Source organism: Rouxiella sp. WC2420 (genome assembly GCF_041200025.1).
Classification (GTDB): Bacteria; Pseudomonadota; Gammaproteobacteria; order Enterobacterales; family Enterobacteriaceae; genus Rouxiella.
Map to the genome: position 1 here is coordinate 843,889 of NZ_CP165628.1, position 25,751 is coordinate 869,639.

19 protein-coding genes, 1 tRNA gene and 1 pseudogene are annotated in these 25,751 nt (G+C 47.8%); 12 read left to right on the top strand and 9 right to left on the bottom strand.

The window, feature by feature from the left end; all coding sequences use genetic code 11:
• The first annotated feature begins 20 nt into the window (after nt 1-20).
• The 7 genes from recJ to AB3G37_RS04055 all read left to right on the top strand — a co-directional run bounded on the left by recJ (nt 21) and on the right by AB3G37_RS04055 (nt 8,970).
• Nucleotides 21-1,754 (top strand): single-stranded-DNA-specific exonuclease RecJ, encoded by a 1,734-nt coding sequence (gene recJ, locus AB3G37_RS04025; protein WP_369789776.1) that lies wholly within the window; start codon nt 21-23, stop codon nt 1,752-1,754.
• A gap of 137 nt (nt 1,755-1,891) precedes the next feature.
• A protein-coding gene (gene prfB / locus AB3G37_RS04030; protein ID WP_157135320.1) for a peptide chain release factor 2 occupies nt 1,892-2,990 on the top strand; the annotation gives its coding sequence in 2 pieces (ribosomal slippage) (nt 1,892-1,966 and nt 1,968-2,990; 1,098 coding nt in all).
• A 9-nt stretch (nt 2,991-2,999) separates the two neighbouring features.
• The gene (lysS, locus tag AB3G37_RS04035; RefSeq protein ID WP_009637952.1) at nt 3,000-4,532 is read left to right on the top strand and encodes a lysine--tRNA ligase; all 1,533 of its coding nucleotides are present in this window, start codon (nt 3,000-3,002) and stop codon (nt 4,530-4,532) included.
• A 341-nt stretch (nt 4,533-4,873) separates the two neighbouring features.
• On the top strand, nt 4,874-5,614 hold the full coding sequence (locus tag AB3G37_RS04040; protein WP_037378908.1) for a gluconate 2-dehydrogenase subunit 3 family protein: 741 nt from the start codon (nt 4,874-4,876) through the stop codon (nt 5,612-5,614).
• A 2-nt stretch (nt 5,615-5,616) separates the two neighbouring features.
• Complete coding sequence (locus AB3G37_RS04045; RefSeq protein WP_009637954.1) at nt 5,617-7,404, top strand: GMC family oxidoreductase; 1,788 nt, start codon at nt 5,617-5,619, stop codon at nt 7,402-7,404.
• A 10-nt stretch (nt 7,405-7,414) separates the two neighbouring features.
• Nucleotides 7,415-8,746: a cytochrome c gene (locus AB3G37_RS04050; protein ID WP_369789777.1), complete on the top strand. Its 1,332-nt coding sequence runs from the start codon at nt 7,415-7,417 to the stop codon at nt 8,744-8,746.
• Between the two features lie 151 nt (nt 8,747-8,897).
• Nucleotides 8,898-8,970, top strand: a tRNA-Gly gene (locus AB3G37_RS04055).
• A gap of 30 nt (nt 8,971-9,000) precedes the next feature.
• Here AB3G37_RS04055 and AB3G37_RS04060 read toward each other — a convergent pair.
• A complete protein-coding gene (locus AB3G37_RS04060) occupies nt 9,001-10,440 on the bottom strand; it encodes a glucosyltransferase domain-containing protein (protein WP_369789778.1) in 1,440 nt (479 codons plus the stop codon).
• A 609-nt stretch (nt 10,441-11,049) separates the two neighbouring features.
• Between AB3G37_RS04060 and AB3G37_RS04065 the strand changes: the two genes are divergently transcribed.
• Both AB3G37_RS04065 and AB3G37_RS04070 read left to right on the top strand, forming a co-directional pair.
• Nucleotides 11,050-11,379: a hypothetical protein gene (locus tag AB3G37_RS04065; protein ID WP_009639394.1), complete on the top strand. Its 330-nt coding sequence runs from the start codon at nt 11,050-11,052 to the stop codon at nt 11,377-11,379.
• Nucleotides 11,380-12,019: 640 nt separating this feature from the next.
• The gene (locus AB3G37_RS04070) at nt 12,020-12,604 is read left to right on the top strand and encodes a YceI family protein (protein ID WP_369789779.1); all 585 of its coding nucleotides are present in this window, start codon (nt 12,020-12,022) and stop codon (nt 12,602-12,604) included.
• Nucleotides 12,605-12,888: 284 nt separating this feature from the next.
• Here AB3G37_RS04070 and AB3G37_RS04075 read toward each other — a convergent pair whose 3' ends face one another.
• Together AB3G37_RS04075 and AB3G37_RS04080 are read right to left on the bottom strand one after the other, a co-directional pair.
• Nucleotides 12,889-13,398, bottom strand: coding sequence for a hypothetical protein (locus tag AB3G37_RS04075; protein ID WP_369789780.1), 510 nt, complete (start codon nt 13,396-13,398; stop codon nt 12,889-12,891).
• 470 nt (nt 13,399-13,868) lie between these two features.
• Nucleotides 13,869-15,293, bottom strand: a complete 1,425-nt coding sequence (locus tag AB3G37_RS04080; protein WP_369789781.1) for a PhoPQ-activated protein PqaA family protein — start codon at nt 15,291-15,293, stop codon at nt 13,869-13,871.
• 813 nt (nt 15,294-16,106) lie between these two features.
• On the opposite strand from AB3G37_RS04080, the gene AB3G37_RS04085 reads away from it, so the two are divergent.
• Nucleotides 16,107-16,367 carry a hypothetical protein gene (locus tag AB3G37_RS04085; RefSeq protein WP_369789782.1) on the top strand — a complete coding sequence of 87 codons (261 nt, stop codon included), beginning with the start codon at nt 16,107-16,109 and terminating at the stop codon, nt 16,365-16,367.
• An 80-nt stretch (nt 16,368-16,447) separates the two neighbouring features.
• On the opposite strand, the gene AB3G37_RS04090 is transcribed toward AB3G37_RS04085, so the two are convergent.
• From AB3G37_RS04090 to AB3G37_RS04105, 4 genes are all read right to left on the bottom strand, one after another.
• Entirely contained in the window at nt 16,448-18,283 is a 1,836-nt protein-coding gene (locus tag AB3G37_RS04090) for a CocE/NonD family hydrolase (RefSeq protein ID WP_369789783.1), read from the bottom strand.
• Between the two features lie 24 nt (nt 18,284-18,307).
• Nucleotides 18,308-19,723 (bottom strand): YfcC family protein, encoded by a 1,416-nt coding sequence (locus tag AB3G37_RS04095; RefSeq protein ID WP_369789784.1) that lies wholly within the window; start codon nt 19,721-19,723, stop codon nt 18,308-18,310.
• 32 nt (nt 19,724-19,755) lie between these two features.
• Nucleotides 19,756-20,496 (bottom strand): IclR family transcriptional regulator, encoded by a 741-nt coding sequence (locus AB3G37_RS04100; RefSeq protein ID WP_369789785.1) that lies wholly within the window; start codon nt 20,494-20,496, stop codon nt 19,756-19,758.
• Nucleotides 20,497-20,780: 284 nt separating this feature from the next.
• Nucleotides 20,781-21,890, bottom strand: coding sequence for an AI-2E family transporter (locus AB3G37_RS04105; protein ID WP_369789786.1), 1,110 nt, complete (start codon nt 21,888-21,890; stop codon nt 20,781-20,783).
• Between the two features lie 299 nt (nt 21,891-22,189).
• On the opposite strand from AB3G37_RS04105, the pseudogene AB3G37_RS04110 reads away from it, so the two are divergent.
• Nucleotides 22,190-22,327: pseudogene (locus AB3G37_RS04110) on the top strand (fatty acid desaturase); the annotation flags it as partial.
• Nucleotides 22,328-22,358: 31 nt separating this feature from the next.
• Complete coding sequence (locus tag AB3G37_RS04115; protein ID WP_369789787.1) at nt 22,359-23,114, top strand: phosphate/phosphite/phosphonate ABC transporter substrate-binding protein; 756 nt, start codon at nt 22,359-22,361, stop codon at nt 23,112-23,114.
• Nucleotides 23,115-23,118: 4 nt separating this feature from the next.
• Here the strand turns inward: AB3G37_RS04115 and AB3G37_RS04120 are convergent, their stop codons facing one another.
• Nucleotides 23,119-24,753 carry an FGGY-family carbohydrate kinase gene (locus AB3G37_RS04120; protein ID WP_369789788.1) on the bottom strand — a complete coding sequence of 545 codons (1,635 nt, stop codon included), beginning with the start codon at nt 24,751-24,753 and terminating at the stop codon, nt 23,119-23,121.
• Between the two features lie 44 nt (nt 24,754-24,797).
• Nucleotides 24,798-25,751, bottom strand: coding sequence for an ABC transporter permease (locus tag AB3G37_RS04125; RefSeq protein ID WP_009637142.1), 954 nt, complete (start codon nt 25,749-25,751; stop codon nt 24,798-24,800).

Sequence of the window (25,751 nt, forward strand, 5' to 3'; positions counted from 1 at the left end):
CTCTTTGTAAGGTTGATTTAGTGACAGTGAAGACCCAGCTCAGACGCCGTGAAGTTGACGACGGCGCAGATTTACCTGCCGACCTGTCGCCTTTGCTGCGTCGTCTATATGCCATGCGTGGCGTAAAAGAAAGTCAGGAACTCGAGCGTGGTGTGCGCGGCCTGCTCGATTATAAACAGCTTGATGGCATCGATGCGGCCGTCAGCCTGCTACAAACTGCGCTGGCCGAAAGGCTGCAAATCATGATCGTCGGGGATTTTGATGCTGATGGTGCGACCAGCACCGCGCTTACCGTATTGTCATTGCGCAGTATGGGTTGTGACAGCGTGAAATACCTGGTGCCGAATCGTTTTGAAGATGGCTACGGGCTAAGTCCTGAAGTGGTTGAACAGGCTGCAGCACGCGGCGCTCAGCTGATTTTAACCGTAGATAACGGCATCTCGTCACACGCGGGCGTCGAGTTGGCACACGAGAAAGGCATTCAGGTGCTGATCACCGATCACCACCTGCCTGGCGACACGCTGCCCGCCGCAGAAGCGATTATTAATCCTAATCTGCATGGCTGTGAGTTTCCGTCCAAATCGCTGGCCGGGGTAGGTGTCGCGTTTTATTTGATGCTGGCGCTGCGCAGTAAACTGCGTGACAGCGGCTGGTTTGAACAACGCGGACTGGCAATGCCAAATCTGGCTGAATGGCTAGATTTAGTCGCGCTAGGAACCGTCGCCGACGTAGTTCCGCTGGATACCAATAACCGTATTCTGGTTTATCAGGGGCTTAACCGCATCCGCGCCGGCAAGTGTCGTCCCGGCGTTCGTGCGCTGCTTGAGATTGCCGGGCGCGACGCGCGTCAGCTAACTGCCAGCGATCTGGGTTTTGCGCTTGGCCCACGGCTCAACGCGGCGGGTCGTCTCGACGATATGTCTATTGGCGTTGCGCTGCTGCTCTCGGAAGATATGGCACAGGCCAGAGCGTTGGCGAGTGATTTGGACGCGTTGAACCTGACCCGTCGCGAGATTGAACAAGGCATGCAGGTTGAAGCGTTGGCGCTGTGTGAAAAGCTTGAAACCAGCGCGGAAGATTTACCGCTGGGGCTGGCGATGTATCACCCGGAATGGCATCAGGGCGTGGTCGGTATTCTGGCCTCGAGGCTGAAAGAACGTTTCAATCGCCCGGTCATTGCTTTTGCACCGGCGGGCGAGGGCGTGCTCAAAGGGTCCGGGCGTTCCATTCAGGGTTTGCACATGCGCGACGCGCTGGAGCGCATCGATACGCTGAATCCGGGGCTGATGATGAAATTTGGCGGTCACGCCATGGCAGCGGGGCTTTCGCTGGAAGAAAGCAAGTTTGACCAGTTCCGCGATTGTTTTGCCGAGCTGGTTGGTGAATGGCTCGACCCGTCCCATCTTGAAGGCGTGGTGTGGTCGGATGGTGAACTCACGTCTGGGCAGATGTCGCTGGAAACAGCAGAAATGCTGCGCGATGGCGGCCCGTGGGGACAGGCTTTTCCTGAACCTGTCTTCGATGGCACCTTCCGTATTTTGCAGCAAAAGCTGTTAAAAGAGCGCCACCTTAAGGTGATGATCGAACCGCTGGGCGGGGGGCCGCTACTCGATGGCATTGCGTTTAATATCGATCCAACGCTTTGGCCTGACAGCAGCGTGCGCGAAGTTCAGCTGGCCTACAAACTCGACATTAACGAATATCGCGGTAATCGCAGTGTTCAGTTGATGATTCAACATTTGTGGCCGCGTTAAGTTAACAGACTTGGCGGGCGGGAACTGTCCGGTATTTTGCAGGAACAAGGGTATAAAACAGCCGCATATTCCTTTAGAATACGCGGTTCGAATGGCGCTGTGCCATAAACGACTTAACGTAAGACGCGAAAAAAATCATGTTTGAAATTAATCCGGTAAAAAACCGCATTCAGGACTTGGCCGAAAGAGCCGCGGTTATCAGGGGGTATCTTTGACTATGATGCCAAGAAAGAACGTCTCGAAGAAGTAAACGCCGAGCTGGAACAGCCGGACGTATGGAACGAACCTGAACGCGCGCAGGCGCTGGGCAAAGAGCGCTCGGCGCTGGAAGCCATTGTCGATACCATCGATGACCTGACTCAAGGTCGTGAAGACGTAACTGGTTTGCTGGAACTGGCCGTTGAGGCTGAAGATGAAGAAACCTTCAACGAAGCCGTAGCCGAACTCGACGTGCTGATGACCAAGCTGGAACAGCTTGAGTTCCGTCGTATGTTTTCCGGTGAATACGACAGCGCCGACTGCTATCTCGACATCCAGGCAGGCTCCGGCGGCACTGAAGCTCAGGATTGGGCCAGCATGTTGTTGCGTATGTTCCTGCGCTGGGCTGATTCCCGTGGCTTCAAAACGGAAATCATTGAAGAGTCTGATGGCGATGTTGCTGGCACCAAGTCTGCCACCGTCAAAATCATTGGCGACTACGCGTTTGGCTGGCTGCGTACAGAAACCGGCGTTCACCGCCTGGTGCGAAAGAGCCCGTTTGACTCCGGTGGTCGTCGCCATACCTCTTTCAGTTCCGTATTCGTTTATCCGGAAGTTGACGACGATATTGATATCGAAATCAACCCGGCCGATTTGCGTATCGACGTATACCGCGCTTCTGGTGCGGGTGGTCAGCACGTAAACAAAACCGAATCTGCGGTACGTATTACCCACATGCCAACCAACATTGTGGTGCAGTGTCAAAACGACCGTTCACAGCATAAGAACAAAGATCAGGCCATGAAGCAGCTTAAGGCGAAGCTTTATGAGTTTGAGATGCAAAAGAAAAATGCTGATAAACAACAGGCCGAAGACAACAAGTCCGATATCGGTTGGGGCAGCCAGATCCGTTCATACGTTCTGGATGACTCTCGTATCAAAGACCTGCGCACGGGTGTTGAAACACGCAATACACAGGCCGTATTAGATGGCGACCTGGATAAATTCATCGAAGCAAGTTTGAAAGCCGGGTTATAAGGAACCGAAATGTCTGAGCAACAACCATCTGGGCAGCAGCCACAGGGCGCAGAACACGCGCAGGAACTTAACAACGAGCTGAAAGCGCGTCGTGAGAAGCTGGCCCTTTTGCGTGATAAAGGCATCGCTTTCCCGAACGATTTCCGTCGTGATAGCATTTCCGATGCACTGCACGCTGCGTACGGCGATAAAGAAAATGAAGAGCTGGAAGCACTGAACATCGAGGTTACCGTTGGTGGCCGTATGATGACCCGTCGTATCATGGGCAAAGCCTCCTTCGTGACTCTGCAAGACGTCGGCGGTCGCATTCAGCTGTATGTTTCGCGTGACGATCTGCTTGAAGGTCAGTACAACGAAGAGTTCAAGAAGTGGGACCTTGGGGATATCCTCGGCGCTCGCGGCAAGCTGTTCAAAACCAAGACCGGCGAACTTTCTATCCACGTGACTGAATTGCGCCTGTTGACCAAAGCGCTGCGTCCGTTGCCAGACAAGTTCCACGGCCTTGCCGATCAGGAAACCCGTTACCGTCAGCGTTACCTTGATCTGATCGCTAACGACGATTCGCGTAACACTTTCAAAATCCGTTCACAAATCATGGCTGGCATCCGCAAGTTCATGGTTGAGCAGGACTTTATGGAAGTAGAAACGCCGATGATGCAGGTGATCCCGGGCGGTGCGTCTGCGCGTCCGTTTATCACTCACCACAATGCGCTGGACATCGACATGTATCTGCGTATTGCGCCAGAGCTTTACCTCAAGCGCCTGGTAGTGGGCGGCTTTGATCGCGTATTCGAGATTAACCGTAACTTCCGTAACGAAGGCGTCTCTCCGCGTCACAATCCAGAGTTCACCATGATGGAACTCTACATGGCGTATGCGGATTACCGTGACCTGATTGTGTTGACCGAATCTCTGTTCCGCACCCTGACTGAAACTGTTCTTGGCAGCAGCGTTGTGCAGTATGGCGATCAGACCTTCGACTTCGGCAAGCCGTTCACCAAGCTGACCATGACAGAAGCAATTCTGAAATACCGTCCTGAGACTAACGTGGAAGACTTGGCCGATATGGCTAAAGCGACCGTTATCGCGGAGTCTTTGGGTATCAAGATCGAGAAAAGCTGGGGTCTGGGCCGCGTAGTTTGTGAAATCTTCGAAGAAACAGCAGAAAGTCACCTGATTCAGCCGACCTTCATTACTGAATATCCGGCAGAGGTTTCTCCGCTGGCTCGCCGTAATGACGAAAATCCTGAAGTGACCGATCGCTTCGAGTTCTTCATTGGTGGACGTGAAATCGGTAACGGCTTCTCCGAGCTGAACGATGCAGAAGATCAGGCACAGCGTTTCGCCGATCAGGTTGCCGCGAAAGATGCAGGCGATGACGAAGCGATGTTCTACGATGAAGATTACGTAACTGCGCTTGAACACGGTATGCCACCAACTGCCGGCCTCGGCATTGGTATTGACCGTATGGTTATGCTGTTCACCAACAGCCACACCATCCGCGACGTTATTCTGTTCCCGGCAATGCGCCCACAGAAATAATTTTGCAACTCCCTCCTCTGCAAATGAGGGGGGAGCACTTCTGCCGTACTATCCCTCTGAAGTAAATCTGTTTTTTACCGGCCAAGCTCGGCTGGAAAACCTTTTCATGTCCAAATTTCATTAAAAATTATCTGTAATACTTATCAGGTAATTTGCATTATCTCACCACGATTTTACAAGAAGAAACATTTATTGGCATCAATCGCCAATTACACTCATTAACATTGTGGTAAAATTTTTACATATTCTTCCTTTTCTCTAAGGAAGAAATTAACAACTTATAGCGCTTGTAATAGGCGTATAACAATTTCCTCAACTTTTTGGTTATCACAACACCTGCTATGTCGTCTAAAAATACTGGAAATTCCCGTAGAGACTTCCTTCTCAAAACCATTGCAATTGCACCTGCCGTGGCTTTAAATGGAACCGGTTTCATGGCAATGTCTGCGCCTGCTCAGGCCAATGATGCGAAACCGTCCGATTCATCGGCTGCCGTGAAGGCTCCGGATTATCATCCAACCAAATTCACCGCCGAAGAGTATGCATTTTTACAAGCTGCCGTCGCGCGTTTGATACCTGCTGACGATCGCGGCGCTGGCGCGCTGGAAGCCGGTGTTCCCGAATTTATCGACCGCCAGATGGATACGCCTTACGCAACCGGTGCCAACTGGTATATGCAGGGTCCGTTCCACCCGGAGGCCGAGCACGACTTCGGTTATCAGCTGCCGTTGGGGCCTTTCGCCATTTATCAGCTGGGTATCGCTGACGCAAATGACTACGCGAAAGACAAGTTCGGTAAGGTATTCAAAGATTTGAATAATGATCAGCAAGAGCAGCTGCTGGGCGAATTTGAGAGCGGTAAAGCCGAGTTCAAACAGGTTCCAAGCAAGGTTTTCTTCTCTTTCCTACTGCAAAACACTCGAGAAGGCTTCTTCAGCGATCCGATCCACGGTGGCAATCACCAGATGGTCGGCTGGAAGTTAATTGGATTCCCCGGTGCCCGTGCAGACTTTATGGACTGGGTTGAACGCGGCGAACGTTATCCGTTCCCGCCGGTGTCTATCAGTGGTGAAAGAGCGTAACTATGTCTAAAACAATGCAAAAAGTGGATGCCGTAATCGTTGGTTTCGGTTGGGCAGGCTCGATCATGGCCAAAGAACTGACTGAAGCGGGTCTGAGCGTAGTTGCGCTTGAACGTGGACCAAGTCGCGATACTTATCCAGACGGCGCCTATCCGCAGGTTGTGGATGAGCTGACCTACAACATCCGTAAAAAGCTGTTCCAGGATTTGTCCAAAAGCACCGTGACCATTCGTCATAACATGACTCAGACCGCTATGCCTTATCGCCAGCTTAACGCGTTCCTTCCTGGAACCGGTACCGGTGGTGCAGGTCTACACTGGTCGGGGGTGCATTTCCGTGTCGATCCAGCCGAATTGAACCTGCGCAGCCACTATGAGCAGCGATATGGTAAGAAATTTATACCGGAAGGTATGACTATTCAGGATTTCGGAGTTAACTACAACGAGTTAGAGCCGTTTTTCGACAAAGCTGAAAAAGTGTTTGGGACTTCCGGTTCACCATGGACCATCAAAGGCCAGCAGCAGCCTGGCGCGCAAGGTACTGGCAACCCGTTTGCTCCCGACCGCTCTGATAAATTCCCGCTGCCGGCACAAAAGCGTACCTATTCTGCACAACTGTTTGCACAAGCGGCCGAAGCGGTGGGTTATCACCCATACGACCTGCCTTCTGCCAATACCTCAGGCCCGTACACCAACACTTATGGCGCGCAAATGGGCCCGTGCAACTTCTGCGGTTATTGCAGTGGTTACGCGTGTTACATGTATTCCAAGGCTTCACCGAACGTCAACATCCTGCCTTCACTGCGCCAGGAGTCCCAGTTTGAGCTGCGCAATAACTCTTATGTGCTGCGCGTGAACCTGACCGATGATAAAAAACGCGCTACTGGCGTGACTTATGTTGACGCACTTGGCCAGCAGGTTGAGCAGCCGGCAGATTTGGTGATCCTCTCCGCATTCCAGTTCCATAACGTACACCTGATGCTGCTGTCTGGTATCGGTAAGCCTTACGACCCGGTTACCAATGAAGGTGTAGTAGGCCGTAACTTTGCCTATCAAAACCTGACAACGATCAAAGCCTTCTTTGAGACCGACAAGTTCACCAACACCTTTATCGGTGCCGGTGGTAACGGTGTGGCGGTTGACGATTTTAACGCCGACAACTTTGACCATGGTAAATACGGTTTCGTTGGCGGTTCACCATTCTGGGTCAACCAGGCCGGTTCAAAACCAATTTCAGGTGTGGCGACTCCTCCGGGCACGCCGAACTGGGGCAGTAAATGGAAAGCTGCGGTAGCGGACTCTTACACCCATAACGTCTCGATGGACGCCCACGGTGCGCACCAGTCTTATCGCGCGAACTATTTGGATCTTGATCCAACCTACAAAGACATTTATGGCCAGCCGCTGCTGCGTATGACCTTTGACTGGCAGCCAAACGACATCAAAATGTCGCAGTTTATGCACGACAAAATGCACAAAATTGCCGTTGCGATGAATCCGAAGCTGATCTCTGGCTCGCCTAAAACTGCCGATACGCATTTTGACAGCACGGTTTATCAGACAACTCACATGAATGGCGGCGCCATCATGGGTGAAGATCCTAAAACCAGTGCCATCAACCGCTATCTGCAAAGCTGGGATGTGCATAACGTCTTTGTTCCAGGCGCGTCGGCGTTCCCGCAAGGTTTGGGCTATAACCCAACCGGCATGGTTGCTGCGTTAACCTATTGGTCTGCAAAAGCAATTCGCGAGACCTATCTGAAAAACCCAGGCCCATTGGTTCAGGCATAAGGAAATCGCTATGAAAACATTACTTTCTGCCTTGTTCCTGGGCTCGGTGGCCTTTGCCGCGCTGGCCGATGACAATACCGGTACTGATTTGATCAAACGCGGTGAATATCTGGCAAAGGCCGGTGACTGCGTGGCATGTCACACCACGGAAGGCGGAAAACCTTTCGCTGGTGGTCTGAAGATGGTGACGCCGATCGGGGCAATTTATTCCACTAACATCACGCCAGATAAAACTAATGGCATCGGTGACTATACGCTGGAAGATTTCGAAAACGCGGTGCGAAAAGGGGTAGCGAAGAACGGCCAGACGCTGTATCCGGCGATGCCTTTCCCTTCTTACTCTGTGGTCAGCGATGAAGATATGAAGGCGCTGTATGCCTACTTCATGCACGGTGTTCAGCCGGTGGCGCAACCAAACCGTGATAGCGATATTCCATGGCCACTGTCGATGAGATGGCCGCTGGCAATCTGGCGAACCGCTTTTGCTCCAAAAGTGCAGCCTTTTGCCGGAAAAATGAATGAAGATCCGCAATTGGCACGTGGACGCTACTTGGTTGAAGGTCTGGGACACTGTGGCGCTTGCCACACGCCTCGCAGCATCACCATGCAGGAAAAAGCCATGAATAACGACGATGGCAACGAATTCCTGTCTGGTAGCGCGGCCCCGATTGACGGCTATACCGCGAGCAATCTACGCGGCGACAACCGTGACGGATTGGGACGCTGGAGCGAAGACGACCTGGTGCAGTTCCTGCGTACCGGCCGTAATGACCACACCGCCGTATTCGGTGGCATGACCGACGTGGTTAAGCACAGCTTGCAATACCTGACGCCTGAAGATGCGACGGCTATCGCTAAGTATCTAAAGTCATTGGATATTAAAGACAGCAGCACGCCTGTCTTTACACCTGACGATACTGAAGCGAAAGCGTTGTGGAAAGGCGATGACAGCAAAACGGGTGCTTCGGTATACGTAGACAGCTGCGCCGCTTGCCATAAAACCGACGGTACTGGTTACAAACGCTTCTTCCCTGAGCTTAAGGGCAACCCGGTCGTGTTGGCGAAAGATCCTGCTTCGCTTATCCACATCGTGTTGACCGGTAACACTCTGCCGGGCGTGATTGGTGCCCCGTCGAACGTCACCATGCCTGCATTCGGCTGGCGTTTGAACAACCAGCAAGTTGCTGATGTAGTGAACTTTATCCGTACTAGCTGGGGCAACACTGCTGGGGATAAGGTCACCGCTGACGATGTTAAAAAGGTCCGTGAAGATAAAAACGTCATCACCGATCCAAAACAGCTGGGCAGTCAGAATATCGAAATGTTGCTTCCGCTTAAGTAAGCGTAGAGGTTGATTGAATAGACTTAAAAGGGGTTGCCTGCAATGCAGGTAATCCCTTTATTTTGATCTAAATGCTTAAAAATCTGACATTTATCTAGATGCTTCCTTGCCACCACCGCGTAACCCGTTATAATGCCAATCACACACCGAAGCGGGTGTAGTTCAATGGTAGAACGGTAGCTTCCCAAGCTGCATACGAGGGTTCGATTCCCTTCACCGCTCCAGAAGCAATTCCCAGAGCATCAGTGATCATCCTACTTTGTCGAACCTAACTTTATAATTGCTACATTTTTGTTGAAGTAAATTGAGTACTCTGCATTTTTAATTTCAGGCCTTACCCCGTCAATGATTAATTTTTGCAGGACTTGGCTGTTATTTTCCTCCTCGCCATACCCATAAGTAGTCGATGTAAGACCTTTGTTTATTAACTGAAATGATGCCAAAAATTGAGTCGCTGGACTTAAAAAATAACCTACCAACGGCTTACTATTTAGAATCAACTGAGTTCGTTCATTAATATTAACCTGCCCAACGGTAATGGTTGACACTATATCAGGGTGTGTTATGACATCTTTAGCGATCATGCCAAAAATAAAATCCTCATAATTTCTTTGTGAGGTTAAAGCACTACTTAACTGTGCGCTGAATGCAAAGCTACAGACTACAGGCAGTAAAGATAAATATCTTAGCTTTGGAAAGTAGAAAGTAATTGGAATGGCGATGAGTATGAGTAACACTGAAAATGAATAAAGAGTTCTTGGAAGTACTGGTGAGTATTTTAATAGTATCATTGGTCCCATAAGGGATAAAATAAATATTAGAATAGATATTAATGAAAATGCATAAAATAATAATTTTGTTTTATTTTCCACACCCCTTTTAAAAATAACTAAAAAAGCCATGGAAATGATTGGAATTATAAAGTAAATAAATACGGGTCCCCAGAAGTAAGATGATATAAGGGCGTAGAGAGAGCTAATAGTATCGAATATCTGCCTTAAACCATTTATATCAAAGCTAACTAACTCCGATCGTGCTATATGTTTATGTAAAAGGAAAAGCCTATATAAAGAATAAATAAAGATAAAAATTACGAGCTTTTTAAAAATCAATTTTAAACTATCATGAATTTTTATTTCTGACTTACTTCCTGAAACCATGATATCTACAGCGAGTAACCCTATGAAAATGTTAAACGATGACTGATAAAACATTAAGGACAGAGTACCAGATACGACTATTACTGCGGTTCTTAGGAATGTGTTCTTATTATTGTAGGTGTAGGCAACGACAGAGAGAAGACAACCTAAAACCATACCTAGGCAGTCATATCTATATAAAATACTTTGTAATAAAAAAGGATTGAATATTAAAAGCGAAGCGACGAATTTTGCATGTGGAACTTCTATCTTACTGAGGTGTTTCTTGAAAGTTAGAGCTGAGAGAGCTAAAAAAAAGCACGACGCAATCGTGGTGTATGGAAACAGATCAAGATTATAGTGGCCACTGGCAGATAGAATTCGCATCAGTATGTCAGCTGCCGGCCTTCCTAAACCTCGCCATCCGTATTGACCAGTGATAGCTCTATCCAGATCGTCTCGGTAAAATAAACCTGCATAAATAAGAGGGTATATAAAAATAAAAGATAGACCTGTATATATTGCAAGCGTTTTTTTATCTTCATGGCATAGCATTGTGCATTTTACCTTATTATTTTAGTAAATATGAAGATTTTGGTCTTTTTATTACTAATCGTGCCAATTAGTTCCCCTGCCCAAACTATGCCATTCAAGTAACTGCCTTAGGAATGTTGCACTTAATGGATTGGAAATAAGTATTTTGTACTGGATTTATTTTTTTCTTCAAAAGAAAGTTTTGGGTATCTTAAACGAAAAATCGACGGTAATAACTGGGCGCTAAAAGCCTTAATAGGAATTTTAGAAAGGTGTGAATTGAGCTAAAGACTAACAAGAAAATAAAACTTACAAAGTTGAAGATGGTTTCTCTACAACCGATGAGCGTAAATATGCAAGGTGAGAGTAAAGGTGATTCTTTAATACAAAAATTGGGCGTAATGTAATGGTTTTGATATTTTAATCCAGAAGGAAGTCGAGTTTTCTAAAGTAACCGTAACCCATTAATTCACCATAGTAAACTACATTATATTCTCAAAGCTGCCTAGATCACTTTTTCGTTATAACATTCAATTTTTCTTCATCTTTCAGCTATATCCTAGTCAGCTTTTTTCAGATTTGTGCCATCCTGTATGACGTGTACCTAACATATCTGAAAATGAGGGAATCATGAAAAAGACTATTTTGGCTTTGTCCGCATTACTTTTGGCATCTCCTGTATTCGCAGCAACGACTACCAGTTCAGCGACCGATGATACTGTTGCTCAGGCAAACAAAGGTGCAGATACTGCAAAAGAGAAGCTGCATCATGCTCAAGACAAGGGCTCTGAGATGAAGCTTAAGTCTAAGCATGCGGCTGAAGGTAAGGCTAATTCAACAGGTAGTAAAGTTACCGAAGGCACTCAGAAAGCGTGGCATAGCACCAAGCAGGGTACAGAGAAAACTTGGGACAAAACCAAGCAGGGCGCTGTTGACCTGAAAAATAAAGCAACTGACTAATTGTTATTGTTTGCTAGTAAAAGGCCGGGATCCCGGCCTTTTGTCATTTCCCGGAACGAAAAAATATCCCACCCTTTATTACCCATTTTCATAGCATTCTGTCAGTTAGCTTAGAGACATGATGTCTAAGAAAAATATTAGACTTTAAACACCACTTCACTGGTAAACCAACACAGAAAATCTAGGGTCCAGTGGGTCAGGATTATCATGGTGAAAAGTGCGCCGATTGCCATCATACTGCGGGATTGTAGAGTGCGTTGTAACAGGCTTTTATGTACGGTTATTTTGCAGTCCCAATCCATTGGGTGTTTTCCATTCATCATTTGGTCAGTAGATAATCTTTATAGCTAATTTGAATATATATAGATCCTACACGTAGGGAGAAATACTATCTATCCTGATAAATAGACAGTATTTATTTCCTATAAGAAGGTATCAAAATGAAATAATAACAATATTAAATTATTTTTATTAAGGTGTTGATTGTTATAGTTTAATAATTACTTTTTGGTTCTTGAAATAATAACGCATAGGTATTTATCAATATATTTGAAGGGTAAAGACAAAACTTTTCGTTATGCCTATCTAAGGATATGAACCATAGTCTAATGACTGTTTTATTTTTAAAAAGGATATCCGAGTGAAAAGCTTTACCAAGATTGCATTGCCATTGTTAGCTGCAGCAAGTCTGTATGCTCCTCTTTCTCAGGCTGCGGCCATGCACTATTCCCTGGATACCGACCACACCTCGGTCATTGTGGCCTGGGACCACTTCGGTTTATCTCATCCAACTGCGGATATCCCTGGTACAAAAGGTACTATCGTGTTTGATAAAGATCATCCTACGCAGTCTCGCGTAGACGTGACCTTGCCAATTACCAAAATCGATACCCACGTTCCTTTGTTGACCAAAGAATTCTTGGGTGCTGATTACTTTGACGTAGCTAAATATCCTTCAGCTGTTTTCCACAGCACTAAAGTCACAGCGGCCGGTGGCAACAAATTTGATGTTGAAGGTAATCTGACAATCAAAGGTATCACCAAGCCGGTCACCTTGCATGCTACCTTGAACAAGCAGGGCATGCACCCGATGGTGAAGAAAGAGGCGATTGGTTTTGACGCTACTGCCACCATCCAGCGTTCTGACTTTAAGCTAGACAAATTCGTTCCAGCCGTAGGCGATGCAGTCACCCTGACTATCTCTACTGAAGGTTACGCTAAGTAATCATGCTAAGGGTCGAACTCTTTTTTTAGGTCCAAATACCTAAAAGCGCGCTAATCGAGTTAGTTACCGCGCTTTTATATTGCTCTTTGATAAGAATAATTTTGTCTTGATACTTCAAGTATTCGGTAGTTTCTTCAGAAGTAATTACTGTTCAATGAGCATTTATTAATTAGAAAACTAAAGCTTTACCCATATTATAAGACATAATAATAACCCTATTTATTATCAATTTTATCTTCTATGTTAAGGTTGGTTTATGTAGTTACTATTACCTTTTAGGCCGATTAGTCTGATTCTCTTACATTTATGATTATTTCTTGATAAAGCATAGTGAAGAGTATTGATAATTTAATATTATTGGCAGAGTCCTTATAAATCTTTTTACCTTCGTTAGTAATGACACTACAGGTTGGCAGCTTTCTGAAAAGGCTATGCGCTTTAACAGTAATTGAAATCTTCCCCAACTCAATCATTTCTTCGTTGGATATATTCTCTTTGCTTCCCTCATTTCCAAACGTGTCTCTAATTTTATTTAACGTTATTAAAGTGTTGAGGATATGCCCTGGCATTTGGAAATTTTGTGCCACTTGCAGTTTGGCAGCAAAGGTCATCGGAGTGCCTGCAAAAAATCTAGGATTATTAGTTATTGATTCAACCCATACTTCAATAATCTTTTCAAACATTAAATGAATTAAAAGTACTGCAGAAAGTTCATCGTCATGTTTGATAATGTTCAAGAACTTTAATGTGATCCCTTTATAAGAGAGAATTGTGAGGAAATGCTCTTTGTTCATTTTTATTTCTCATTGTTAACTCTCGTCATCTATAAGATTCTTTTATCAATGCATGGAGATCTTAATCAATAGTTTTAAATTTGGACTGTAAAATTAAAAGAAATGCTAAAGAAAAAGTCTCACAGTGTAGTGAATGAATAACTCAAGATTGATGAGAGATATCATGGACATCCCTGATAAGTCAAAAACCAAATAAGAGTGACTGTTCTTAAATTTAAATGCGAGAAAATTTACCTTTTTAAGGTTAAATATGAGTTTTAATGCTTATTATTTTAATCGTTGAAACAATTATTGGTTTTTTAATCTTTTATGATGATTATATGCTGCTTAGGCCCAAGTTTTCAGCTTTAAAAAATCGAAGGATGGCAAAATAGCAAGCCAGTGGATAATCACTTAGGTATTGGATTTAGCTGAGCAAAACTGCTGAAGTTTTGGCTAATATTATGTGTAGCTCTAATTTCATTTTAAATTTATCGACCGGATAATGTTTGGCATGCCGCACCATCTGAAGGGGGAGCCACAGTTGGATAAACGGCGTCAGGGACAATGTTCACCTGACTCGTAGCAACGTAACCATCACTGAAAGTTGCTTCAATAAACGATGCTTGCCAGCCTGGATTAGTATTAGTCAATGAAACAGATACCGTATTAGCTCCGGATACTTGAAGGGGAGAAGATAGATAACGAATACCGCAAGCATATCGAAAATCTCTTGAGGCGGTGTTGGTTGCCGTCCAGCGAACTACCTGTGTAGGTTTCTCGGAAAAATTTATTGTCATTTGTTTATTATTAACAGCCCCGCTATAGGTTGTGGTTAAAATTGGCAAAGCGGTAGCATTTTGAATACGGTTAACAAAGCTTATCAAAGATTGTTGGATAAAGTTAAAAATCCCATTATGATCAGTATTTGGCGCAATCCGAAGAGATTTTACCCCAGGTAACTGGTCATAAAAATATCTTGTGTTGTCAGGAATGAAAAAATCATCGCCACTTGCATTAATTATATATTTTGGAATAGTAAGGCCTGCTTGATAAGGTGTTCCAAGATATTGTAATGGATCTTCTATTTTCATTAATGTGGTGAAATTGGCGGAGGTTCTTAAAGTATCAAGGTTCTGGTTGTAATAATCCTGAAAGGCAATAGGCCAGTTGCCACCATAAGTTTTATACATATGCTGCATTATCTGCTGCGTATTTAAAACGTCAGCAACAAACGGTACTATAGCAACAACACTTGGGTCTGATATAGCGGTCAACCATGAAGCCCATCCGCGTTTTGAAGCTCCGGTTACTATGAACTGTGTAATGCCTTCCTCTTTCAGCTCTTCTTTAGCCAGCCTTATTGTCTGTGAAATAGTGGCAGCCATAGGGACGTGCAGTGGCAGTAATTGCCTTTGAGCGGGATTATCTAAAAATAAACGCCAACTGCGGGAAACGCTATCATCCTCATTACGCGGTATTCCGTCATTTGCGTAAATCAGGTTGGTGCTTGGAATTGAAATGACTGAAATTGTTATCGTTCTTGTCGCCTCGGCAACATTGTACAAAAGGTCCTCACTGATATCGGCAGCAATTAACGCACGTACTGGCTTTGGGTTTGCAGGGATTGCGATGGCAATATTTTCAACCCACTGAGCTGGTAACACCAATCCAGAGGGCGACCATGACTGCGATTGTAATTGATACCGATTAACCTGAACGTCACCATAAACCTGAGTGCTAGTTAAAGTATAATTCAGGGGGGTTGCAGCCAGATTCTGCCTGTAACAGGGGATAGCATTCGAAAAATTGGTTTGATTTTCAGGCAGGCAAGTGACGGAAGGTGGGACTGTGGCCGCGAAAACGGGTGATGAAATGAATAATAACAATAGGTTAAAAATTATATTTTTATTCATGTGAATTTCCTAATTAAATAATTTATTTTTTTATGACGGTTTTGAATTTAATTATCTTGTTGGTTTTTTTAAAACAATTAATTGGTTTTTTTTAAATGCCTACAGAACCTCCAAAATTTATTAGTTAAGGTGTTATCAACAATAGCCTTATTTATTTTCAAAGCGAGGAAACTTATGTTAATCGATAGGATAATGAGTACTTAACCTTGTTTTTTTATTTTTCGATATTTTGAGTTGTTTTTTTATTATCTAGAGTGTTTTTATCTCGTGAAATGTACAAAGGTTAAGTTTTTATTACACGATGTTTATGGATGGGCCAAATTCCTTAAGCTTCCATAAGTAATCACTATTTTCGAGAATTATTAACCAGCATTTCCTTATAACACGCCGCTGTATTAAGAGATCCTTACCTTTTCTTGAGCCTCAACCGATAAATATTTGTGCTGACTGATGAGTGTTATTAAGCTAATTGAGATGAATTTTGTTTTCTAATCATTGCTTATTGCCATAAAATTAGCGTATTGAACACAAATGCCATTAAATTTCATATGAAATTAATTTATCAATTTGGCTTGTTTTAATTTATTTGTGATTAACTTTTAAGTAATTGGTTAGTTTTTTTAAGTAAGTTTATCTATTATGAATAGAGGACCTTTGTATGAGTTTTTTAGTTGAAAGTCGGAATTTAAGTCTATGATTAAAATAAAAATTTCCACTAAAGCATGCCTTGTCAGCCAATAGCTCGGCGTAGAAAATTGCAAGGCACTATAATTACCTTTGGAAAGTTGCTTCAAGAAAAATTGCTGAGGAATTATGAAAAGAATTTTGGGCGTATTGTTTTTGCTGACCTCATTTGCGGTTATGGCTAACCAGCCGCAACAGCCCGGGCAACCCATCCAGCCGGGGCAGCCAATCCAACCAAGACAGCCATCACAACCTCCGCTGCCCAATCAACCGGCCCAGCCAAGACAACCAGTTCAGCCACGGCAGCCAACACAGCCGCTGCAGCCCGGCGGGCCGGTAGATCCGGGCTGTATTCCAGGAAATCCTTCTCACTTCCCGCAGTGTTCGTGAGTCGGCGATTTTTAAACCTGCACAATCTTGGTTCACGGTTGTTGTTCGTTCAGCGCAATCACAATTTTTCCATTGCCTGATCAGAGGGGCAAAACGCTGATGATCAGTCTCGATGGCCGCAGAGAATCGACAAATACCTGATTGGTCGCCGTCTGTTTCAATCTTGCCTGACCTTCCGGTTCGCCGCTGTTGGGGTTGCAGTCAAAGCGCGGGAAATTGCTGCTGGCGATGTCCAGGCGAATGCGGTGCCCTTTTTTGAACAAATTACAGGTGGCAAAAGGCGCGATAGTGACTTCGACAATTTCATCGGGTGAAAGCAGCTGCTCTTTTTCCCAACCCTGGCGATAACGACAGCGAATAATTCCGTCAGTGATGTTCATCGCATAGCCCTGCGGATAATCTTTTGAGGGCGGATAAACGTCGACCAGCTTGGCGGTGAAGTCGGTATCGAGCGCCGAGCTGGAAATCCACAGCTTGATAGTCACGTCTCCTGCGACCAATAGATCCTTTTCAAGTTCTGGAGTCTGGAATACCAGCACATCTGCGCGCGCGCTCAACGGTAAATTATCGCCACGCGTGCCGAAAAATTCACTGCTTTCGCGCTGGTCAAACGCGCCGCCCTGAAATACCGGCAAGCCCGAGGTCACGGAACCGCCAATCGTCGGCACTGGGTGATGCGGGTCCGCCAGATAACTCAGCGGGGCGGCAGAGCGGGAGGGTTGCTCGCAAGACAGAGCGCCGTCACGATGTAAAAACAGGGTGGTGGGTTGGCTGCCTTTTAACGGCCATTGATCGCTGTTAAGCCATTTTCCGCCGTGCTGCAAACGCCCGGCATCATTTTTATCGCCGCCCCCGCCGCCCATCACAAACACTTCAACCTCGTGCGGTGCCTCTTTGCTGGCCGGATTTTTTAACCAGCGATCGAACCAGTCGAGCCTGCAGGTCATCCAGTCGGCTGCAACGTTGTTATCAAATGCCGCGGCGCGCCCAAACTCGGCGTTGCCGCTAAAGGTGATGTTACGGTCGCCATGCAACCACGGACCCATGATCAATCGCTGTGGATAGGTTTTGCCCTGACAAAATGCCTTGAAATTATCCAGCGTCGAGCTGACATAAGCGTCGTACCAGCTGGACATAAACATCACCGGCATATCAGGAATTTGCTCAAAACTCTCGGCGGCAAAAATCCCGTTTTGTCGCCAATAATCCGAGAATTCGCCCTGCGACCACTGCTCGAACAAATAATTTTCATATTCCGGGACGTGGCGCAGCGGGGAGTGTCCGGGAAACCACGGCATTTGCGCAAACCAGTCGAGAATATTCTCCTGTTCCAATGCCTTGCGAATCAACGGATTTTGCTGCGCCAGCGGGCTTTCCTGCGACCATTTGTAGGCCCAGGTTGCCTGCTTGAGTTCGAAGGCTCCACCTTGGCGAATACCGCACTGAAACGCATTATGAAAACCTCCGGAATCCAGCACCATGGTTTTCAAACCGGGTGGATTAAGACAGGCCATCGCCAGCTGGGTATGGGCAGCATACGACAGCCCCATGCTGCCGATATCTCCATTGCACCACTGCTGTTCGATAATCCATTGCAGGGTATCGAAGCCATCGACGCCCTCTGAGGTATATTTTGTGAACACGCCTTCGGAACCATAACAGCCGCGACAGTCCTGAAATACCACCGCATAGCCGCGATTGACCAATGCCTGCGCCATATCACGACGCGAAAGTTTGCTGCCATCGACATTCACCTCAGAGCGTGACTGCCCGCGTTTGTTATAAGGCGTACGTTCAACCACCACCGGGAAAGGCCCTGAGCCAGCGGGTAAATAAATGTCGGTTGCCAGATTTACACCATCGCGCAGGGTGATCATCACGTTTTCAAGCAGAGTCATTGTGGTTTCAGATTGCATTATCGTTTTCCATCGAAGGATAAGTTAATAGCCGATGGCGACTGCGACAGTTAGCATCGCAATCGCCAGCGCGGCAAAAATAAGAAACAGCGGCAGCAGAAACTTCGCCCACTGAGTCCATCCCACTTGTGCAGAAGCGAGGAAAATCAGTAGCCCGCTGGAGGTGGGCGTTATCATGTTGGTTAGCCCGTTGCCCATCAGGAAAGCAAACACGGTGGTCTGTGGCGCAACGCCGGAAAGCTGCCCCAGTGGCCCGAGTATCGGCATGGTGACAGCAGCCTGGCCCGAGGTTGAAGGGATCACAATGTCCAGTAATAGCTGGCAGATAAACATGCCGTAAGCCGAAATGTACGGGCCGTGCTGCCCGACCAGCTGCACCAGCGCGTTGATTAAGGTGTCCATCACTTTGCCCTGGCTGAGCACGATTTCAACCGCCGTTGCCAGCCCAATCAGTAATCCGGCAATCAGCACTTTTTTCATCCCGCCGACAAAGGCATCCGCCGACGCGCTGGCACCCATGCCGCTCATTGCCGAGAAAATCATGCTTAAAAACAAATAGTAGGCCGAGAGTTGAGTGTTTTTCCAATGCCATTGATTGGCGGCAAAAACCATAAAGGCGATGCCAACCAGCAGAGTCGACATCATCAGGCAGTGGCGCAGCGAAAGCGGCTGAGTAGAGAACGAAGTGTCGATCGTGCCGCCAACGGGGCCGTGTCGGCGTATCGCCCATAAAACGAAAGCGACGCCTGTCAGCATAAACAGCACATAGGCCGCCAAACGCATGCTCAGGCCACTAAATATCTGCACCCCAACCAGCGGCTGCGCGATGGAAAGCGCATAAGGATTAGTGACAGACGCCAGATAGCCGACCTTGACGGCGACAGCGACAACCGCCAGCCCGAGGATATTGGGCAAGCCAAGCCGGTTCATCAAGGCCACCACCAGCGGGATGACCAGCAAATACTCTTTCGCCAGCCCCATAAAGGTGCTGCCCGCTGAAAACACCAGCATCAGCGTGGGTACCAGAAAGTAAATATTACCTTTGGTGATACCCAGCAGACGTTCCAGCGAGGCTTCTATCGCGCCCGACTGGTTCAGTACGCCAAACATCCCGCCGATAAACAGTACCATGACGATCAGCCCTGCCTGTTTTACAATCCCCGCCGGGATAGCCATTACGCCGTCAATAATGCCGACCGGCGCGGCCTGTCCCGCGGCTGGTGCTGCTCCAAGACCTAGCATCTGGGTCAGTGAATAATGTTTTTCAATGACCTGATAGGTTCCTGGGATCACCTTTTGACCCTGATGCTGAAATTCCCCCGAGCTGAGTATCCAGGTCATGACGACTGCCACGACCACGATAAACAGTAAAACCAGCGTCGGATTCATTTGCTTGCCGCTGGTGAATTTATTGTGCGTTGTCAGGCTGGATTCAGTCATGGTGTTGCCCTCTGTTCAAGATAAAACAACCGCTAAAGTGTGGAGTAGGATGAACATCCCAGCTGCGCCGAAATTTGTGCCGCCGCCTGGCTTAGTTGTTCGATGACCTCATCGGCGCTCGGCTCGGCGCGCTGCATAGGTGCGCTCAGACTTAACGCCGCGATACATTCACGGCGGCTATCAAATATCGGCACGGCAAAGGCCCAGACTCCCGGCGTCAGTTCTCCCCGCGAGCGGGCGAGCTGTTGTTGGCGTATCTCTCTTAGCTGAGCGGATAACTGCGCTGGATCTTTTGCCTGTTCGACATATTGGTCCTGTAAAGCCTGCGTGGCGTAGGCCAGCAGCAACTTTCCCGAAGGGCCTTCGCCCAAACGTCGACGATTACCTACCGCGCTTCTCACCTGAAGCGTCTGTTTTGAGGTGCGAGAAATAATCTGTACCACTTCTTCACCCTCGCGCAGGCGAATTTGTAGATTCTCGTTTAGGCGTTCGCTCAGTTGGTCAAGCAACGGTTCTGCCGCACAGAGCAGCAAGTTCTGGCTTCGAGCACTGACGCCAAGCACCAAAATTTGGTGCCCCAGACGATAAGTCGCCGGATCGCCGCTTTTTTGGACATAGAACCGCGCTTCGAGGGTCGATAGCAGGCGATAGACGCGCGACTTGGTAATACCGCTGCGGCGCGCAATTTCGCTAAGACCGATCCCAGGGCGGTCTGCCAGCAGGTTTAACAGCTGCAAAGCGCCGTCGAGGCTTGCTACGCCAGGCTCATTCATTTTTTTCCTTTTATTATCAGTCGGTTCGTCAGGTAAACCGATGTTTTATTTTTTGTGAAAATAAACATTGCACGTTTTATCAACGATGACAAGTGAGAGTAAAAGGTAAACGCGCGCCAGGTCACAGAGTTTTATTCGGCATTAAGTTGAAGTTTATAGAGGGTAATCAGTGACAGTATTTGAAATGGGGAATGATGGGCTACAAGAGGGAATATTGCTGGCGGATCCAAAAAAATAAAAAAGAGCGGTAATTAGCCGCTCTCAGTTGTGAGGAATCGAAATTATCAGTTTTCAGGCGGTGCTTTGCCGTCTTCAATAAAGTCTTCGTCAATCTCTTCGATATTTTCTTCATTATCGCGGCCGGAAAGAATATTCCAGCAGGCAATAAACAGCGCAGCGATGAGTGGACCGATCACAAAACCGTTAATACCGTAGACTTCCATACCACCCAGCGTGGCGATAAGGATCATGTAGTCAGGCATTTTAGTATCTTTACCTACCAGCAGCGGGCGAAGAATATTATCCACCAGCCCGATGATAACGACAAAGAACACGACCAGGAAAATACCTTGCCACAGCTGGCTGGAGGCGAAGAAGTAAATCGCCGCCGGAACCCAGATAATGGCAGAACCTACCGCCGGAATAAGAGACAGGAAGGCCATTAGCGCGCCCCACAGCAAAACGCCCTCAATACCAGTTATCCAGAATGCCAATCCGCCCAGCGCGCCCTGTACGATGGCAACGATAACGGTGCCTTTAACCGTGGCACGAGATACCGCAGCAAACTTCATAAACAGATGATGTTTAACGGGTTTGGTTAGAGGCAGTGCTTCGAGAATCAGGTTTACCAGATAAGCTCCGTCCTTTAGCAGGAAGAACAGCAGGTACAGCATAATGCCGAAGCCGACCACGAAACTAAAGGTGCCTTTACCGATTAGGAACACGCTGCCAGCCAGATATTGGCTGCCTTTGAGTGCGAAACCAGAGAGCTTTTGCTGAATGCCAGCAGCAGTGTCGAGGTTGTATTCGGCCATTTGGTGCTGCGCCCAGACCGGCAAATGCTGGATAACGTCGGCAATAATAGTCGGAAGCTGAGTATTGTTATGCTGCAGCTTGCTGTAAACCACATTGAACTCAATCGCCAGTGAAGAGGCGATAACCGCCAATGGCGTGAATACAATCAGGCAGATCACCAGCAGTGTCAGCAATGCCGCGATGCCGTTCTTGTCTCCAAGCCAGTCTCGGAACTTGGTTTTTAGCGGATGGAAAATTATCGCTAAAATAGCCGCCCACAGTACGGACGAATAGTACGGCTGTAAAACATCCAGAAACGCCCATGTCACGATGAAAAGTATCAGGATGAAAAATCCCTTGGAAATGCCGCTTAATCTCATGTGTTTCCCCTGAAACTCAATTTAGTCATCGAACTATAGAGTGAAGCTGCCGCTTTGCAACTTTACGACAGTGACTTAAGCACTTCTGACGCAGAAAAAATAACTTAAGTTAAATTATCGCGCGTAATTCTGTTTGAGCCTTCCTTAAGTCAGAAAATACATGTTTTGTGACTCACAAAAGATTTTAACAGCAGCCCCTGTGGCGTATGCGTATTGGCTGAAAACTAAAATTACGATAAATAATCAACACCCGTAAATTAGTTGATATTTCTGAGCCTATTAAATATTAGGGTCATCCAACCAAAATCCGCTATTTTCTCGAACAATGAGCGGCAGAAGACCCGCAGGCCAGATCGGTGATTAATCAAGCAGCCTTGATCTGGCGTATACTTTTTCTTAATCTTAATTATCACTCAGTGCAGCACAACCTTCCGGGGCGCTCATCCCTGTAAAACGTAGGCGAAAAGCATGAATAATGCAGTTTCTTTACCGATGTATGCGGTAAATCCTCCTGATGTTGACGCGCTATGGTCGGGTTTGCGTGAGCTGATGGCAGAAGAGGGCCTTACTGCTGGCAATGCGTCTTTATCCTGGCCACAAGATTTGATTCAACACTGGCAACAGCCACAGTTGTTGTTAAGCCAAACCTGCGGCTATCCGTTGGTGACCCGTCTAAAAGATGTGCAACCGCTGGGCTGTTTCCACTATTCAGCGCCGGGCTGTGAAGGGTTGGGTTATCGAAGTTTTTTAGTCACGCGCCAGAAAGATATGGGAGCCGGGGTAACCGATTTTCGCCAGCGCGTAGTGGTATGCAACAGCGAAGATTCGCAGTCGGGTTTTAATGCGCTACGCAAAATGGTTGAGCCGTTGAGTGAAAACGGCTGCTTCTTTCGTCAGATTATCTTTAGCGGTAGCCATCGCCAATCTTTGCAGGCGATTCAGCAGGGCGAAGCGGATATTGCCGCTATCGACTGCGTGACTTTTGCTTTATTAAAGAAATATCAGCCGCAGGCGCTTGCCCAATTGAAGGTGATCGGTGAAACGCCGCTTACTCCGGGGTTGCCGCTGATTACCGGCCCCAACACTTCTGCCGATCAAATCTTCGGGCTGAGAAAAGCGCTGAAAAGGCTGGTCAGCGAGCCGCGTTATCAGCAGCTCTGCCGCCAGGCGTTGATCACCGGTTTTAGCGAAGTCAGCCGCAAACAGTACGACATCATTCTTTAAGCGCTTATTCTCCCTGCATCAGGCGGCGATATTTCATGTGATCGTTATAAAGCTCATGAAATACCTTATATTTTCGGTCGTAATACTCTTTGATCTTGTTGGTCTGCGGTGTCACCGTCTTGCCGATACGGCTCATGGCCGCCATCGCCTCGGGTAACGATTCATACACTCCCGCAGCCACAGTGCCCATCATTGCGCTGCCTAGCAGCATCGCCTCGCTCTCTTCCGGTAACAGCATCGCGCAGCCGGTCGCGTTGGAGTGCTCTTGAACAAACACCGGATTTTTAGTACCGCCGCCGCTGGCCATCATGGTGTCTATCGCATAGCCGCTGTGATTCATGGTTTCGATAATGTGCCGCGTACCTAGCGCCAGCGCCTGAATAGTCGCTAAATAATGCAGCGCCATATCTTCCGGCGTGCGAGAAAGTTTCAAGCCGGTGAGGGTGCCGGTTAAGGTCGGATTGGCGCGCGGTGAACGGTTGCCGTGGAAGTAGGGCAGCATGTGAATATCCTGGGTCAGGAAAGCAATATTTTCGCGTTCTCCCGCCATCTCGCGCAGCAGCGCATTCAGGGTTTCATAAATTGTTTTACCGCGTTCTTTGCTCTGCTTCAGCAAATCGGCATAACAGGGATGTGACTGAATTACGTGGTCGATAAGTGCGCCGGTGGTCGATTGACCGCCTTCGTTGAGCCAGTAATCCGGCAACAGTGCAGAGAAATAGGGTCCCCAGATGCCGCCAATATAGCGAGCAGATCGCGACATCGCCATGTGTGCGGTCGAAGTACCACCGATCAGCGCGATACGGCGGTCGAAATCGGCGGTCTCGCCGGATGCGCCGCTTGCGCCAAGAATTCCCAGACTTCCGGCGTGGGCATCGATAATCGATACACTCACTGCGGTGCCCGGCATCAGCCCCAGTTCACGGGCGGCAGTTTTCGTCAGGCCGTGTCCTAGCGGCTGGCCCATGGTTTTCACCTCGCTGCCAATTTTCGCCGCGTTGTTATCCAGCAAATCTTCAAGACCGATCTGCTTGAAATAACTGGTGTCCCAGCGATCTTCGTGGCCGATATAGGTCCATTTACAGACAGTAGAACATAGCGAGCGGGCAGTATCGCTGGTTGCGCGCCAGGTCAGGAAGTCAGGTAAATCAAAAAGATGGCCAACGTTACTCCAGGTAGTCGGCATATGCTGTTTGAGCCATAGCAGCTTCGGTGTCTGCATCTCTGGCGAGATAATGCCGCCTACAAACTCCAATACCCGATGGCCGGTAGCGTTAATGCGTTCGGCCTGTGAAATCGCCCGGTGATCCATCCAGACAATAATGTTTTGCTCGCTGCGACCCGAGGGGCTCACGGTCAGCGGTTTGCCTTCTTTATCCAGCACCACCAGCGAACAGGTGGCATCAAAGCCCATGCCTTTGACCTGAATCGGGTTGATATCTGCCTGATTCATTGCATCTTTTACCGCGTTGCAAACGGCGGCCCAAATTTCATCCGAGGATTGTTCCACAAAATCGGCTTTCGGGCGGTACAAGGTAATGTCGCGGCTGGCCTGACTGACCATGTGTCCCTTCAAATCAAACACGCCTGCGCGAGCACTGCCAGTTCCCACATCCACGCCAATAAAATAACTCGCCATGTTTAGATCCTTATGTCTCTGTAATCAATGTCTTTTAAAGTCGATTATGATTTACGATTCTGTAATGCGATAAACAGGATCAACACGCCGCCCCAGAGCGCCATGGTCAGATAACTGCTGACGCCCATCAGGTTCAGGCCGCTTTCCAGCATCTGCAATACCACCAGCGCCAGCACCAGACCAATCACTCGACCAAAGCCGCCGTCAGGATTGATGCCGCCCAACACCGAGGCCAGAATAGTGACCAGCAGGTAGGAGTCGCCATAACCCGCCTTGGCCGAGTTGAATTTCGACATCATCAGCAGCGCCGCCGCCCAGCCAAACAGCGCCGACAGTACATAGACCACCAGCGTCACGCGATGGGTACTGACACCGCTGAAGCGCGTGGCCTGCTCGTTGGAGCCCATCAGGTACAAACTTCGGCCCAGCGTGGTGTGCTCGAGCACGACCCACAGCAGAAACGCCACCAGTAGAAACAGCACCAGCGCAATAGGTATTCCTAGCAGATTGCCGCTGCTAAGGTACTGAATAGCAGATGGAAAACCGGAAATAACCGTTCCTCCGGTAAGCAGAATATTCAGCCCGGCAATCAGGGTCATAGTGCCCAATGAAGCGAGAATGGGTGAGACGCCAATGTAGGCAATCAGCGAGCCGTTAAGCAGGCCAATCACGATTGCCACGGCGATACCCGCCAGCATTGCCAGCGCAAAATACAGTGGCTGATCGGGGTGGGCGACCAGAATAGCCGCCATCACCAGTGAGCAGGCGTTGGCTCCGGCGATTACCGACAGATTAATGCCGCCGGTTAACATGGTTATGCCCATTCCCAGTGCCAGCATGCCAAGGATCGGCAGTTGCGAAGAGATGGACTGGAAGTTGCCAAGACTGAAGAAACTTTTACCCAGCGTGAAGGAGAACAGCAGGGCGACGGCAATAATGATCAACACCTGCAAACGGATGATTCTGTCAGCGGGGATAAAGCGGGTTAATGTGCTCAT

What these genes read in the sequence shown, in the direction of transcription:
- AB3G37_RS04095 (WP_369789784.1), bottom strand. Translation starts at nt 19,723, where the DNA reads ATGACTGAATCCAGCCTGACAACGCACAATAAATTCACCAGCGGCAAG.
- AB3G37_RS04120 (WP_369789788.1), bottom strand. Translation starts at nt 24,753, where the DNA reads ATGGCGAGTTATTTTATTGGCGTGGATGTGGGAACTGGCAGTGCTCGC.
- AB3G37_RS04080 (WP_369789781.1), bottom strand. Translation starts at nt 15,293, where the DNA reads ATGAATAAAAATATAATTTTTAACCTATTGTTATTATTCATTTCATCA.
- lysS (WP_009637952.1), top strand. Translation starts at nt 3,000, where the DNA reads ATGTCTGAGCAACAACCATCTGGGCAGCAGCCACAGGGCGCAGAACAC.
- AB3G37_RS04045 (WP_009637954.1), top strand. Translation starts at nt 5,617, where the DNA reads ATGTCTAAAACAATGCAAAAAGTGGATGCCGTAATCGTTGGTTTCGGT.
- AB3G37_RS04050 (WP_369789777.1), top strand. Translation starts at nt 7,415, where the DNA reads ATGAAAACATTACTTTCTGCCTTGTTCCTGGGCTCGGTGGCCTTTGCC.
- AB3G37_RS04040 (WP_037378908.1), top strand. Translation starts at nt 4,874, where the DNA reads ATGTCGTCTAAAAATACTGGAAATTCCCGTAGAGACTTCCTTCTCAAA.
- AB3G37_RS04075 (WP_369789780.1), bottom strand. Translation starts at nt 13,398, where the DNA reads ATGAACAAAGAGCATTTCCTCACAATTCTCTCTTATAAAGGGATCACA.
- AB3G37_RS04125 (WP_009637142.1), bottom strand. Translation starts at nt 25,751, where the DNA reads ATGAGCACATTAACCCGCTTTATCCCCGCTGACAGAATCATCCGTTTG.
- AB3G37_RS04060 (WP_369789778.1), bottom strand. Translation starts at nt 10,440, where the DNA reads ATGCTATGCCATGAAGATAAAAAAACGCTTGCAATATATACAGGTCTA.
- AB3G37_RS04085 (WP_369789782.1), top strand. Translation starts at nt 16,107, where the DNA reads ATGAAAAGAATTTTGGGCGTATTGTTTTTGCTGACCTCATTTGCGGTT.
- AB3G37_RS04090 (WP_369789783.1), bottom strand. Translation starts at nt 18,283, where the DNA reads ATGCAATCTGAAACCACAATGACTCTGCTTGAAAACGTGATGATCACC.
- AB3G37_RS04115 (WP_369789787.1), top strand. Translation starts at nt 22,359, where the DNA reads ATGAATAATGCAGTTTCTTTACCGATGTATGCGGTAAATCCTCCTGAT.
- AB3G37_RS04100 (WP_369789785.1), bottom strand. Translation starts at nt 20,496, where the DNA reads ATGAATGAGCCTGGCGTAGCAAGCCTCGACGGCGCTTTGCAGCTGTTA.
- AB3G37_RS04105 (WP_369789786.1), bottom strand. Translation starts at nt 21,890, where the DNA reads ATGAGATTAAGCGGCATTTCCAAGGGATTTTTCATCCTGATACTTTTC.
- AB3G37_RS04065 (WP_009639394.1), top strand. Translation starts at nt 11,050, where the DNA reads ATGAAAAAGACTATTTTGGCTTTGTCCGCATTACTTTTGGCATCTCCT.